Source organism: Anabaena catenula FACHB-362, from assembly GCF_014698735.1.
GTDB classification, from domain to species: domain Bacteria; phylum Cyanobacteriota; class Cyanobacteriia; order Cyanobacteriales; family Nostocaceae; genus Anabaena; species Anabaena variabilis_A.
In genome coordinates this window covers 53,523-67,200 of sequence record NZ_JACJTQ010000022.1, presented here as the reverse complement: position 1 = coordinate 67,200, position 13,678 = coordinate 53,523, and the positions used below count along the sequence as shown (strand labels likewise).

General features: G+C 42.1%; 11 protein-coding genes. 7 read left to right on the top strand and 4 right to left on the bottom strand.

The window, feature by feature from the left end; genetic code table 11:
* Window positions 1-33: 33 nt before the first annotated feature.
* Window positions 34-1,041, bottom strand: coding sequence for a rod shape-determining protein (locus H6G68_RS15290; protein WP_190907400.1), 1,008 nt, complete (start codon window positions 1,039-1,041; stop codon window positions 34-36).
* A 370-nt stretch (window positions 1,042-1,411) separates the two neighbouring features.
* Between H6G68_RS15290 and H6G68_RS15285 the strand changes: the two genes are divergently transcribed.
* Window positions 1,412-1,774, top strand: coding sequence for a single-stranded DNA-binding protein (locus H6G68_RS15285; protein ID WP_190907399.1), 363 nt, complete (start codon window positions 1,412-1,414; stop codon window positions 1,772-1,774).
* Between the two features lie 284 nt (window positions 1,775-2,058).
* Here the strand turns inward: H6G68_RS15285 and H6G68_RS15280 are convergent, their stop codons facing one another.
* Window positions 2,059-2,802, bottom strand: coding sequence for an SIMPL domain-containing protein (locus H6G68_RS15280; protein WP_190907431.1), 744 nt, complete (start codon window positions 2,800-2,802; stop codon window positions 2,059-2,061).
* A gap of 441 nt (window positions 2,803-3,243) precedes the next feature.
* Between H6G68_RS15280 and H6G68_RS15275 the strand changes: the two genes are divergently transcribed.
* The 5 genes from H6G68_RS15275 (at window position 3,244) to murI (ending at window position 10,770) form a co-directional block, all read left to right on the top strand.
* A complete protein-coding gene (locus H6G68_RS15275; protein ID WP_199332610.1) occupies window positions 3,244-3,486 on the top strand; it encodes an EVE domain-containing protein in 243 nt (80 codons plus the stop codon).
* Window positions 3,487-3,744: 258 nt separating this feature from the next.
* On the top strand, window positions 3,745-5,175 hold the full coding sequence (locus tag H6G68_RS15270; RefSeq protein WP_190907398.1) for a cation:proton antiporter: 1,431 nt from the start codon (window positions 3,745-3,747) through the stop codon (window positions 5,173-5,175).
* A gap of 484 nt (window positions 5,176-5,659) precedes the next feature.
* Window positions 5,660-7,513 carry an N-acetylmuramoyl-L-alanine amidase gene (locus tag H6G68_RS15265; RefSeq protein WP_190907397.1) on the top strand — a complete coding sequence of 618 codons (1,854 nt, stop codon included), beginning with the start codon at window positions 5,660-5,662 and terminating at the stop codon, window positions 7,511-7,513.
* 349 nt (window positions 7,514-7,862) lie between these two features.
* Window positions 7,863-9,764 (top strand): N-acetylmuramoyl-L-alanine amidase, encoded by a 1,902-nt coding sequence (locus tag H6G68_RS15260; protein WP_190907396.1) that lies wholly within the window; start codon window positions 7,863-7,865, stop codon window positions 9,762-9,764.
* 148 nt (window positions 9,765-9,912) lie between these two features.
* On the top strand, window positions 9,913-10,770 hold the full coding sequence (gene murI / locus H6G68_RS15255) for a glutamate racemase (RefSeq protein ID WP_190907395.1): 858 nt from the start codon (window positions 9,913-9,915) through the stop codon (window positions 10,768-10,770).
* Window positions 10,771-11,000: 230 nt separating this feature from the next.
* Here the strand turns inward: murI and H6G68_RS27230 are convergent, their stop codons facing one another.
* Complete coding sequence (locus tag H6G68_RS27230; RefSeq protein ID WP_242045281.1) at window positions 11,001-11,198, bottom strand: hypothetical protein; 198 nt, start codon at window positions 11,196-11,198, stop codon at window positions 11,001-11,003.
* A gap of 852 nt (window positions 11,199-12,050) precedes the next feature.
* Here H6G68_RS27230 and sds point away from each other — a divergent pair.
* On the top strand, window positions 12,051-13,022 hold the full coding sequence (gene sds / locus H6G68_RS15250) for a solanesyl diphosphate synthase (RefSeq protein ID WP_190907394.1): 972 nt from the start codon (window positions 12,051-12,053) through the stop codon (window positions 13,020-13,022).
* Window positions 13,023-13,074: 52 nt separating this feature from the next.
* On the opposite strand, the gene H6G68_RS15245 is transcribed toward sds, so the two are convergent.
* Window positions 13,075-13,551 carry a hypothetical protein gene (locus H6G68_RS15245; protein ID WP_190907393.1) on the bottom strand — a complete coding sequence of 159 codons (477 nt, stop codon included), beginning with the start codon at window positions 13,549-13,551 and terminating at the stop codon, window positions 13,075-13,077.
* Window positions 13,552-13,678: the final 127 nt, after the last annotated feature.

Here is a 13,678-nt window from a genome sequence, read left to right as displayed (position 1 = left end):
ATATACAGAATCCAGTATCAATCTACTTTTTGGCTACATATTGCGAGAACGGCCGCTGAATACCCGTTCTAGTTGCTTAAAGTTTTCTAACACACGACCCGTTCCCAAGACAACACAACTTAAGGGATCAGCGGCAATATGGGTCACAATACCTGTCTCATGACTAATCAGCGTATCTAAGCCTTTGAGTAATGCACCACCGCCTGCCAGCATAATTCCCCGATCAATGATATCTGATGCTAGTTCTGGGGGTGTGCGTTCCAGTGTCCGCTTGACTGCTTCTATAATTACTGATAGCGGTTCCAACATACTTTCCCGAATTTCCGGGCCTTTAATGGTAACAGTTCTCGGTAATCCAGACAGCAAATGCAAACCTCGGACTTCCATCATAGCATCGCCATCATCATTGGTAGGATAGGCAGAGCCAATCCGAATTTTGATATCTTCAGCTGTTCGTTCACCAATGACTAAGTTATGAACTTTCTTCATGTAGTGAATAATTGCTTCAGTCAACTCATCACCCGCGATTCGGACTGATTCGCTGATTACTGTACCCTGAAGACTCAGCACCGCTACTTCTGTTGTGCCACCACCAATATCAATGATCATGTTACCAGTGGGTTCAGCAACCGGCAGTCCTGCGCCGATTGCTGCTGCTACTGGCTCATCAATCAAATATACTTCCCTCGCCCCAGCTTGAGTAGCCGCATCCATTACAGCCCGTCTTTCAACTCCTGTCACCCCGCTGGGAATACCAATGACAATCCGAGGTAAAATCAGGGATCTGCCCTCATTTACTCGCTGGATAAAGCTTTTCAGCATTAATTCGGCGGTATCGAAATCAGCAATGACACCATCACGCAGGGGACGAACGGCAATTACATTACCTGGTGTCCGACCCAGCATTTTTTTAGCATCTTCTCCAACTGCCAGCGCTACCTTTTCATTTTGATCAATGGCTACTACTGAAGGTTCTTGGAGTACAATTCCTTTACCAGATACATAAACTAGGGTGTTGGCTGTACCGAGGTCGATACCCATATCCCATGATGAGCGAAAGTTCCTAAAAAGACCCACGCGTCTCTAAGCCCCCTATTTGCGCTACTTATGACTATAACGTCAGAGTTAATTGTGCTGGATTCTATTATGTTTTTTCGCCTGACTCCAGTCAAACAGACTATTTTTTCCAAAACTTTTGTCAATTTTGATGGAAGTTTCAGGCCTCTTATTTTCTCTATTCCCAAGTCACTCAGTATAACCGTATAATTTTGGCAATAATGCCAAGTAATTTTTGAATCATTGTGTGGAATTAATGATATTGCTAATTACTTAACATATTTTAAATATTTTTACAATTAGATATTATATTATTCACAATAATATAGTACTTTTATACTAAAAGGTAACACCTATGAGCATCAATGTTGTCACTCTGATCGGACGTGTAGGCGGCGACCCGGACATAAAGTATTTTGAGTCTGGAACAGTTAAGTGCCGATTAACCCTAGCAGTTAATCGGCGTACACGTGAAGGCGAACATACAGACTGGTTTAATCTAGAACTGTGGGGAAAAACGGCAGAAGTAGCAGGTAATTATGTCCGTAAAGGTAAGCAAATTGCTGTTAAAGGTTCCTTGAAATTTGATTCCTGGAGCGATCGCCAAACCGGAGTCAACCGTTCTAGTCCAGTTATTCATGTAGAACAACTAGAGTTACTAGGTTCTAAGCGTGACGGAGACGGCGGTATGGCTGATATGTCTCCAGATAATTTCTAATGTAGTCAGGAGTCAGGAATCAGGAGTCAGGAGTCAGGAGTCAGGAGTCAGGAGTCAGGAGTCAGGAGTCAGGAGTCAGGAGGAAGAATAGAAGAAAATCAGAATCATCTAGAACCTTCCAAATGACTAATGACTAATGACTAATGACTAATGACTAATGACCAATGACCAATGACCAATGACCAATGACCAATGACCAATGACCAATGACCAATGACTAATGACCAATGACTAATGACCAATGACCAATGAATGACCAATGACTAATAACTAATAACTAATAACTAATAACTAATTTGCAGCGTTACTGATGCTTGTACTTCTTGTTCACCAGCAACTATGGGGGTAGAAGCATCTGCATTAGCTAACTTAGCTTCAGCCCGGTAAAGCATGGGTGGCGGTGGCGCACTTGCACCATTGACTTGAATACTGACGATTTCTTTCGACTTCAACCCCAATGTGCCGAGAACTGTTTCTGCTTGCTGTTGAGCATCCTGAGTAGCTTTTTTAAGTGCTTGTTTTTGGGCATTGGCGATCGCATCATCACTAGCGACAAAACTCACACTGCTAATTTGTGTCGCCCCAGTTTTTACAGCTTCGTCTAACAACGTACCAGCTTGATCAACAGGAATACGAAAACTCACCGTATTGGTGGCAGCATAACCCGTAATTTTTTGTACATTATTAGTGTAGCTATATACTGGGTTAAGCCGAACCCCTGTAGTTTCTAATTTTTCTACGTTGCGGCTTTTCAGCAGATTGACTACAGCTGATGACCTGCGGGCTGCTTCTTTTTGTACTTCCTGCGCTGTTTTACCTTGAACCTCTACACCTAAATTCACTTGCGACAAGGTGGTAGGAATTGTTTCCACCCCACGACCACTCACCGTCAAAGTGCGCCATAGTTTTTCTTTTTCTTGTGCCGATGCAGGTAATGTAAAAATCATAAATAACAGTAAGCTCAAAGACAGTCTTTTCCAAAACTCACCCTGCTGAAAACCAGAACTGGATAAAGTAGCTCTATGCATCATTAGATGTACACTCCTCAAAAAATTTATACCGATTTTCCAGCTTTTAGGGAACTTTCACGCCAGAGATGTTCACAACTAAAATCCAGATGTTAATTACATTTGGATGTTTATACTTTGACATTGCCGCAATCAAAAAGTTGCTTGGTTACATTTTTGGCAACTGAAAAAATCACAGTAAAATTTGTGCAGGTTTGATGATGGCTGATTGGCTGCTAAAAACAGAACCAGAAAATTATTCTTACTTTGATTTAGAACAAGACTGTAGTACAGTATGAGATGGAGTCAAGAATCCCCTAGCCCTGAAACATTTGCGGACAATGCTCCCTGATGATTTGGCTTTGATTTATCGAAAAACTGGGTTTTAAACCCCGTCCTTATAGGAAAGCTGGTGCTATGAAGCAGAAACCTAAGTCGTGAGTCTTAGGAATCCCCGTCGCTTTGACTCGCAGGGTGGATGTCAACTCTTCACCTTACGCTGACCCCACCTCAAACGATAGCAAACTGGCAGCTATTGATTTACGGGCAGTACGCAGGGTAACTCAACCCATCACCCTCAGCCAAATTAAACAAGATAGTCATTTTACCGACTTTGATTTGGTCAGACTTCCAAGACTTTACGTCGTCCCCGTCTCAGATTTCCATTGGCAGCACTTAATAGATTTGGCAGAAAACATCAATTAATTTATACCTAGATTATAAAACCTACAGTAGATTGGTGCAAATAAACTTAACTATTTAACGAAAGATTAACAAGGCTCAAACCTTTTTCTCTCATCTATAGCAGCCACATACCTACGAAAAATATTCACGTCTGCCGCCTACTCAATATCTAAAAAACTAAAAAAATGATGGTTACTGTAAGTAGCAGGTATATGTCTAGGGCTATGACATGGTTTCGATAACAAGGTAAAAATAAAGAGAAGGATATTCACAGAACCAATGCAGTTTTTCAATGCAATCAATTTGACTGTTCCCCTGTTGGCAAGTGCCACAGAAACCGTAGACAGTTCGATGGTAATAGCCTCTGTGCTACTGAGTTTAGTGGTAATTTACTTCGCCAGCAAAGTGGGAGGGGAATTATCAAACAGAGTCGGTTTACCCCCCGTATTAGGTGAACTTGTTGGTGGTGTAATCATCGGTGTCTCTGTACTCCATCTGTTAGTATTTCCTGAAGGTGGTACAGACAGTTCTAATTCTTTAATCATGACTTTCCTGCAAATCACTGCTGGTTTAAGTCCAGAAGCCACACCGCAAGTGTTTGCCGCACAGTCAGAAGTCGTTTCTGTTTTAGCAGAACTGGGTGTGATTATCCTGCTATTTGAAATTGGTTTGGAGTCAAACTTAAAAGATTTAATGGCAGTCGGTATTCAAGCTGTCGTTGTCGCAGTCGTAGGGGTAGCAGTACCCTTCGCAGCCGGAACTGTAGGGTTAATGGCTTTGTTTGGCATCAGTGCTATACCAGCGATTTTTGCTGGGGCGGCTTTGACTGCTACTAGTATTGGTATTACTTCCAAAGTCCTCTCAGAACTAGGACGGTTGAATTCTAAAGAAGGACAAATTATTCTGGGTGCAGCTGTAATCGATGATGTACTTGGAATTATCGTCCTGGCTGTAGTTGCCAGTTTAGCGAAAGATGGCGCAGTAGATGTGGGTAATGTCATCTATTTAATTACCAGCGCTACTGGTTTTCTCGTCGGTGCGATTGTGTTGGGTAATGTTTTCAATAAGTCCTTCGTGGCGATCGCAGACAAACTCAAAACACGCGGTGAATTGATCATACCCGCCTTCATTTTCGCTTTTGTGATGGCCTATTTTGCTGCCGTTATCCACTTGGAAGCAATTCTCGGCGCTTTCGCAGCAGGTTTAGTTCTAGAAGAAACAGACAAACGCAAAGAACTGCAAAAGCAAGTTATTCCCATCGCTGATATACTAGTGCCGATCTTCTTCGTCACTGTTGGGGCAAAAACTGATTTTGGAGTATTAAACCCAGCAATCCCCAGCAATCGGGAAGGTTTAATTATGGCAACTTTCCTGATTACAGTCGCCATAATCGGTAAAGTAATCACAGGTTTAGCCGTGTTTGGACAACCTAACATCAATCGTTTGGCTATTGGTGTAGGAATGATTCCTAGAGGTGAGGTCGGCTTAGTGTTTGCTGGTGTAGGGGCTGCTAGTGGTGTTCTTTCCAAACCACTAGGAGCAGCAATTATTATGATGGTAATTCTCACCACTTTTTTAGCTCCCCCTCTGTTAAGATTCGTATTTCCTGAATCAACAACCGCAGCTACTTTAGACGGTTCAGATGATACATCATTAGCAGTAGCAGCAGCAAATCATGCTGGAGCGTTGGAAGATTCCTCAGATTCATAGGAGAGTCTGAATAAGTAGTCGGTTTGTGAGTTGTACTTGTCCATAGTTGATTATGGACAAGTATATTTTGGCTTATATAAAGCTTATTTTCCTACTGCCTTCAGCAAAACTGCTGTAATACTTAACGGAAACTTATCTTTCTCAATCGCCGTCTCCTGTGATAATCAATTTTTAGTTGTTTTTTATTCTGACTAAGATGTTGACAAAATTAAAGAATTCAAAATTCAAAATAGCCTAACGGCAAAGCTTGCACCTACAAAATTTTAAAAACTGAGGAGCAAGGCTTTTCATGAATTTTAAATTTTGACTGATTGTTCATTATTCATTTTGTCTTTGTATTAGTGCCAGAGTCGCAGTTTAAAAACAAGTTCTATTGGCTATTTAATATCTTTTTAAAAGAATTTAGGATTGTTATAGTTAGAAATTGTCATCGTAAATCCAAAATTCATTAGATATCTCGAAATGTAAATCAGGAGCAATAACTTTGAAAATATACTCATTACTACCCGGTACTCTTGGAACTATCGTCTTACTAGCTTCGCCAACTTTAGCGGCAAAATTAGAATCTTGGCGGTTTGATGCTAATCAAAACCAACTAGAAATTAATACTTCTGGTGCTGTACAACCCCAAGCACAACTAATTTTTAACCCCACTCGCTTGGTAATTGACTTGCCAAATACCAAATTTGGGCGATCTCAATTAACTCAACCAGTAGGTGGTGCTATTCGCTCAATTCGAGTTGGACAGTTTGACCCCCAAACAGCACGCATAGTTGTGGAGTTCACTCCCGGTTATACTTTAAACCCTGATTTAATTAAATTTGTCGGCACAACTGCCAGTCGTTGGAAAGTACAATTACCAAAGCTAGAATTTGAGAAAGTTCCAGCTTCTAGCAACACTAATACTTATAGTTTAGTGACAATAGACTCTCAGGCTCAACCTGAGTTTTCAACAGCCGCCAACACCACAGCCGGAATTACTCAAATTCAGAAAATACAAGCCACAGGGGATGGTTTTTTTATTCGTACCAGTGGTGGTAATCCCCAGGTGAGGATAAATCGTAGCCGTGATAACACCACCATTTTTATGGATATCTCCGGTGCTACTTTATCACCTGGTCTAGCACCAGGGAATTTACCAGTAAATCAGCATGGTGTCAGCCGCATCGAATTCACCCAACTGCGAACAAAACCAACCTCTGTCCGCCTCACCTTGCGAGTAGATAAAAATAGCCCCGACTGGCGGGCTAGTATCAGCAGTGTTGGTGGCTTAGTTCTACTACCGACTAAGGGTGTTGTCCGCTTACCTGGAAATAATAATCAATCAACACCGATTCCATCTACCATTAACCGCCCTGTTAGCGACACCCCGGCTACTATTCAATCTGTAGAACTAGCTGCTAATGGCACACAATTACTAATTAGAGCCGACCAAGCTGTATCGGCTACTGGTGCTTGGGATAGGTCTAGTGGACTATTTCGCATCACAATCCCCAATGCTAAGTTAGCTAGTAAGGTACAAGGTCCTACTTTAAATACCAATAGCTCTGTTCTTCGGGTACGTATGCAACCGCAAGCACCCAACAGTGTAGTTGTTTTTGTTCAGCCAGCATCTGGTGTACAAATTGGGGCGCTTAATCAAGTTAGCGACCAGATTGTAGCTCTAGAATTGCAACGATATGGTCAAGTACGACCCCCCATTAGCTTACCTCCCTTACCATCAGCCAACAGTGGACAATTACCAGACCCAAATATCAGAACTCCCCAGCCCCGTCCGCGTGCCTCAGTTCCAAAAGGAAAATTATTAGTTATCATTGACCCTGGACATGGTGGTAAAGACTCAGGAGCAGTTGGTATTGGTGGAATACAAGAAAAAAATATCATCTTGCCCATTAGCAAAAGGGTAGCAGAGATTTTACAGCAAAACGGCGTACAAGCGGTAATGACACGGGATTCTGATTATTTTGTGAGCCTACCGGGACGAGTACAAATGGCCGAAAGAGCTAACGCTGATGTATTTGTCAGTATTCATGCTAATTCAGCCGGAGCCAGTCGTCCCGAGGTCAGTGGTTTAGAGACTTATTATTATTACGACAATGGTGTGACTTTAGCTCGCATTGTCCATAACAGAATTCTTCAAAGTCTCAATGTCAGAGACCGCAAAGTGCGGAAAGCCAGATTTTATGTTCTCAGAAAAAGTTCTATGCCCTCAATTTTAGTAGAAACGGGTTTTATCACCGGTCAGGAAGATGCTGCTAAACTTAGAACCTCAGCTTATCAAAATCAGATGGCCGAAGCGATCGCTCAAGGAATCCTCCAATATTTAAGGCAAAGATAAGTAATTCACCTTCGTTTGTACCACTCGCCACATTTGACCATCAACATTTTTTGAATATTCAATAGTCCCCATCACCAACCTGATTGGATTAGTATTTCTACTTAGAAAAAGGGGATTTTATGATTACGGTTAATTTTGATAGTTATTTTTGGTGTAATCTGATGCTTTGCAGGCTAAATTAATTTACGCTTACAGCATGGCAAAATTAAAAACCTATGCTATAGTGTTACGCCATTAGCTGTGTCTCGATACCAGCGCAAAGCTAAAGTTTGGGCGGTAAAGGTGTGAGGATTTGCCAAGATGTTGAGATATTGACGACTCCCATGAATGCGAATCAGGAGAAACGACTGTGAAACTACACTGGTTAATACCCAGCACTTTTGGAACTATCTTCATACTATCGTCGCCTGCAATGGCTGCGAAATTAGAATCTTGGCGCTTTGATACCAATCAAAACCGCTTGGAAATTAACACCTCTGGTTCTGTTCAGCCCCAAGCACAACTAATTTTTAACCCAACTCGGTTAGTAATTGATTTGCCAGGTACTACCTTTGGTCGTCCTCAGTTAACCCAACAGATCGGTGGAGCAATTCGTGCTATCCGCATTGGGCAGTTTGATGAACAAACAACGCGCCTAGTTGTAGAACTTACTCCTGGTTATACACTAGACCCCACCCTAATCAAATTCACGGGAGCTAGTAGCAGCCGCTGGATAGTAGAATTACCACAGATAGAAGCTGAAGCACTACCATCCTCTGGCTATACAGGAGAGCAAGCTACAGAAACACCCAAATTTATACCCCCTCAATCACCATTCACCCCCGCAGTTACCCCTAAAAATACTTACAATATGGTGACAACATCTCCTGTCACCCTTCCTAACCGTGACATAGCAGTCAACACCACCGGGGGAGTAGTTCAAATTGAAAACTTGCGAGTCACAGGGGATGGTTTTTTCGTTGGTACCAGTGGTGGTAATCCCCAGATTCAAGTTAATCGTAGTGAAGATAACCGCCTAATTAATATTGAAATTGCCGGCGCAGCTTTATCACCAAAACTTGGACAAAGGGATTTGTTGATTAATCGCTATGGTATCAGCCGTATCCAATTTACCCAACTGTCAAGTCAAACACCTAGTGTCCGTATGACTTTGCGGGTAGATAGCAACAGCCCGGACTGGCGAGCCACAACTAGCAATACTAACGGTTTTGTTTTACTGCCTAATCGTCTGGTGAGATTACCAGAAAATCAACCTTCTACAGCAATTGTTCCCAACTCTCCAGCCACAATTGGGTCTGTAGAACTGGCTGGTAATGGTACACAACTATTAATTAGAGCCGACCAAGCTGTATCTGCTACTGGTGGCTGGGATAGAACCTCTGGTTTATTTCGTATCATTATTCCCAATGCTAAGTTAGCAAGTAAAGTACAAGGGCCTGCTTTTAATGCTAATAGTCCTGTCCTCAGAGTACGTCTACAACCCCAAGCCAACACTGTAGTTATCTTTGTTCAACCTGCCTCTGGTGTACAAATTGGGGAACTTAACCAGGTGGGAGAAAAGCTTTTAGCTCTACAGCTAGAACGCTCTCGGCAGGTAACACCCCCAATAAATTTACCTCCTTTACCATCAGTCAATAGCAGACAACTACCAGATCCTATAGATAGTTCTCAAATACGTTCTCAGCCACAACCGCGTCTATCTGTTCCTAGAGGAAAACTACTAGTAGTTATTGACCCCGGACATGGCGGTAAAGATTCCGGCGCTCCCGGTTTAGGCGGTTTGTTAGAAAAGGATGTCATTTTGCCAATTGGTAAAAGAGTGGCTGCGATTTTAGAGCAAAATGGCGTACAAGCTGTGATGACGCGAGATGCTGACTTTTTTGTGGAACTACAAGGACGGGTAGATATAGCCAAGCGAGTAAATGCGACTTTGTTTGTCAGCATTCACGCTAATGCAGTAGATAGTCGTCCTGATGTGAATGGGTTAGAAGTATATTATTACGACAGTGGTTATGGTCTGGCAGAAACTGTTCGCAACACTATTCTTCAGGATATCAGTACGATTAAAGACAGGGGAACCCGCAAGGCTAGATTCTATGTACTTAGGAAAAATTCTATGCCAGCGATTTTAGTGGAAACAGGTTATATGACTGGTCGTGAGGATAACCCCCGTTTAGGATCACCAGAGTACCAAAATCGCATGGCTGATGCGATCGCTCGTGGTATCCTCAAGTACTTACAACAAAGATGATAATACTTGCTTTAAAATGTAGTCCAAATTACTAATTACGCAGTTGGTATATAGACTTAATTTTGGTTACGGAATTTAGTGGTCAAGGAGAAAATTGTCTGCTAAATTCTGTATTTTAAATAGCAAAATCTCAATCAATAATTTGCCTGTGTATTCATCTTCCATTTTTGAAAGTAATCTTGACAATTTCTCGGATAAAGAACCTCAACGCGCCCCCATTGGGGTGTTTGACAGTGGAGTAGGTGGGCTGACGGTACTGCGACAACTCTACAAGCAACTTCCCAATGAATCAATTATATACTTTGGGGATACAGCCCATCTTCCCTACGGCATTCGTTCACAAGCCGAAATTTTACAATATGTTCGGGAAATACTGGTCTGGATGCAACAGCAACGGGTAAAAATGGTGATTATGGCTTGTAACACCAGTTCTGCCCTGGCTCTAGAAAATGTCCGTCAAGAATTTAGTTTCCCCATTCTCGGAGTAATCCTACCAGGAGCAAAGGCCGCAGTACAGCAAGGTAAGCGTATTGGTGTCATTGCTACCCCAGCAACTGCCAAAAGTAATGCCTATCGTCAGGCTATTGTAGAAATACAACCCGATGTCCAAGTCTGGCAAGTCAGTTGTCCAGAATTTGTCCCACTAATTGAGCAAAATCGCATTAACGACCCCTACACCCTAGAAGTGGCTAGATCATATCTGGAGCCTTTAATCAAACAGGAAATTGACACCTTAGTCTATGGCTGTACCCATTATCCCCATTTAGCACCTGTACTGCGATCGCTCCTCCCCTCACAAGTCAAGCTGGTTGACCCAGCGGTTCATGTTGTGGCAGCTTGCGCTCAAGAGTTAGACCTATTAACCATCAGAAATACTCACCTACCAATGCCTACTCGCTTTGCTGTCAGCGGTTGTCCGCAACAATTTGCTCAGTCTGGATTACAGTGGTTGGGCTATACTCCTCTGGTAGAACAGGTATTTCTTATTGATGCTACAGTATCCTAGTATCGAGTACCAAGTACCGAGTACCGAGTTGAAAGTCAAGAGTCGAGAGTTAATGACAGAGGAGCCATTGCGTTGCCCGGCTTCCCCCGTTGTCGCAACTGGCATAGCGCTCCAGGCGCTCCAGAAAGGAATCAAGAGTGTGGTCTAAATACATGAAACCTGCTATAACTTTTTTACTCGGTACTCGGTACTCGGTACTCAGTACTAACGACTCAGTACTCGGTACTTTTTTATTGACTATTGACTACCTCAGTTACTTTTGTCCTTAGTCCTCTTTGCTGATTGTGCTGATCCTGTATAGCTGAAGCTCCACTTCTAAGAACACCTTTTTTGCTTGTTCGCTTTGCTAGTGCTAATAATAAGTAGACGGTGAATAAATATCCAGCAGCTAAAATAAATATCAACATAGGCATATTTCCGTAAATCATTGTTCTACCAGCCCTGCTCTCAAGGGAATATAAAATCGCATACAAAAACATTAGAACTTCAGCCAATCAAGAATGTACTTGATTACTGTAGTTGGCTATGAAAAATCGCCCAGTAGAGTGTTAATTCTCTCAGGTTAACGAATTTATGATTTTATTTAATTTTTCGCAGACCACACATCCGACAGTAGTTAATTACCTAAATAGCAAATTAACTGCGCTCTTCAGCAGTCTACCCAGTCTGCGTTATTTACCCTCACACCAATCTAGTCAGAGCTACACTATGCTCAACGGTCGCTGAATAAGTGTAGTGGCTTCCCTAACAGGAGGCACATCATCCAACCTAAAAGGTCTATTGGTCGCACAGCAAACCTTTAGGAATCATTCCCTTAATTCTGTAGGCGACCTGCTATTTTAGACTCACAGCACCAATGAGTATAATCACTTAAAGGTGATTTGCTTTTTGGGAAGTGAATATCTGAAAAAATTTAAAATTCCTATACTTTAGCGTAACATAACTAAACTAGATTTTTAGCTAACTTCCAGACTAAATTTCAAATTTTATAGCTGTTTACACACAAGCTTTATATCAAGCAGTTTGAATGGGAAATAAATTAACAAGGAGGAGAATAAATCCATGTATAAAGCCAGCGGTTTCAATAAATAATTCTTTTTCTGGCAGAAAAGCGATCTAAATAGCACAAGTAGTCCAACATAGCAAACATTTTTTAGATCTTTTTTGCAGATAATTGAGCATCGGATTCCCTGAGGAAAACTTTGCGCTGGCACTGGGTTATCTTAAAATGAGTAAAGGATATGTAAACTTTCGTAACCTAAGTCAGAGTCCACCCATCCATGACCCCAGCCACCTCCCTGTTCACCCCTGTGGAAGCAGACCTGCGGATACTAGCAGATAACCTCACACAGCTAGTTGGAAATCGCCACCCCATCCTCTATGCAGCAGCCGAACATTTGTTTGGAGCCGGGGGTAAGCGTATCAGACCAGCAATTGTGCTGCTAATATCACGGGCAACCATGCTAAAACAAGATATTACGCCCCGTCATCGTCGCCTAGCAGAGATTACGGAAATGATCCACACAGCCAGCTTGGTACACGATGATGTAGTGGATGAGTCCGACGTACGCCGTGGTGTACCTACCGTTCATAGTTTGTTTGGTAATCGCATTGCTGTACTAGCAGGAGATTTTCTCTTTGCTCAGTCGTCCTGGTATTTAGCAAATCTGGATAACTTGGATGTAGTCAAACTGCTTTCAGAAGTGATCATGGATTTTGCATCTGGGGAGATCCAACAAGGGTTAAATCGTTTTGATACTAATCTGGCGACGGAAACTTACCTGAAAAAGAGTTATTACAAAACAGCCTCATTAATTGCTAACAGTTCTAAAGCAGCGGGATTACTTAGCGAAGTTTCCCCTGAGAGTGCCGAAAATTTGTATAACTACGGTAAGCATATTGGTCTGGCATTCCAAATAGTAGATGATATTCTAGATTTCACTAGTTCTACAGATACTTTAGGTAAACCAGCCGGATCGGATCTGAAAAGCGGTAATCTAACTGCACCAGTATTATTTGCCTTAGAGGAACAACCTTATCTAGAAGTGCTGATTGAAAGAGAGTTTGCCCAAGAAGGAGATTTAGAGCAGGCACTAGGGCTGATTTCAGAAAGCCAAGGCATACAGAGAGCTAGAGAATTAGCTGCTCATCATGCGAAGGTGGCGGCTGAACATATTGCCATCCTAGAACCCTCCGATTCACTGCAAGCATTAATTAACATGACTGATTATGTACTAAGTCGGCTTTATTAGGGACTGGGGAATGGGGACTGGGAAGAAGCATCTTACCCAATACCCAACACCTTCAAGCAATATCAGGAGGCACTTGCCTATTAGGCCTGTGTTGTTGCAAATGCTGCTGAATCAATTTTTGCAATTCAGTCCTCCCCACTTCATTAGCGTTACTGGTTGTGCCAGGAGTCTCAAAAAAAACTATACTATCTACTGGCTCTAATGCAACCAATTGAAACAAAATGTGAATGACAGGAATGGCTTTAGCTATTGTTTGAGGGTTAAGTCCAACAGATGAGAACAAGGAAACATCCTGTAATCTAGGAAAAGCGTAAACCACTCGCTTCTCTAATTCTGGATTTGCCTTGTTACTTAATGTAGTTAAAATCCAATTTTCCTGTAAATTTTGGAGAATATAGTACTGGGGGTAGCGTAACTTTTGAGCGATCGTTCTCAGAGCAGGGGCAATTGTGTCCAAAATTTTTGGTGTCATACCATCCTGAGGTGCATTGTCAATCAGCAATTGAATTTGTGCTTCTAAATCTGTCATGACTTATCAATAGCTCCTGAGTAATCTCCAAAATATTAAATCAGGGAAGAGTGAACAGGGACAACTGACACGCAAAACCTATCAAGCTAACACCCATAACCTTCCCGGTTGTGTTTAAGTATGTTAG

Excerpts from the sequence above, each read along its gene's own strand:
- H6G68_RS27230 (WP_242045281.1), bottom strand. The coding sequence starts at position 11,198 with ATGATTTACGGAAATATGCCTATGTTGATATTTATTTTAGCTGCTGGA.
- sds (WP_190907394.1), top strand. The coding sequence starts at position 12,051 with ATGACCCCAGCCACCTCCCTGTTCACCCCTGTGGAAGCAGACCTGCGG.
- H6G68_RS15280 (WP_190907431.1), bottom strand. The coding sequence starts at position 2,802 with ATGCATAGAGCTACTTTATCCAGTTCTGGTTTTCAGCAGGGTGAGTTT.
- H6G68_RS15245 (WP_190907393.1), bottom strand. The coding sequence starts at position 13,551 with ATGACAGATTTAGAAGCACAAATTCAATTGCTGATTGACAATGCACCT.
- H6G68_RS15270 (WP_190907398.1), top strand. The coding sequence starts at position 3,745 with ATGCAGTTTTTCAATGCAATCAATTTGACTGTTCCCCTGTTGGCAAGT.
- H6G68_RS15285 (WP_190907399.1), top strand. The coding sequence starts at position 1,412 with ATGAGCATCAATGTTGTCACTCTGATCGGACGTGTAGGCGGCGACCCG.
- H6G68_RS15290 (WP_190907400.1), bottom strand. The coding sequence starts at position 1,041 with ATGGGTATCGACCTCGGTACAGCCAACACCCTAGTTTATGTATCTGGT.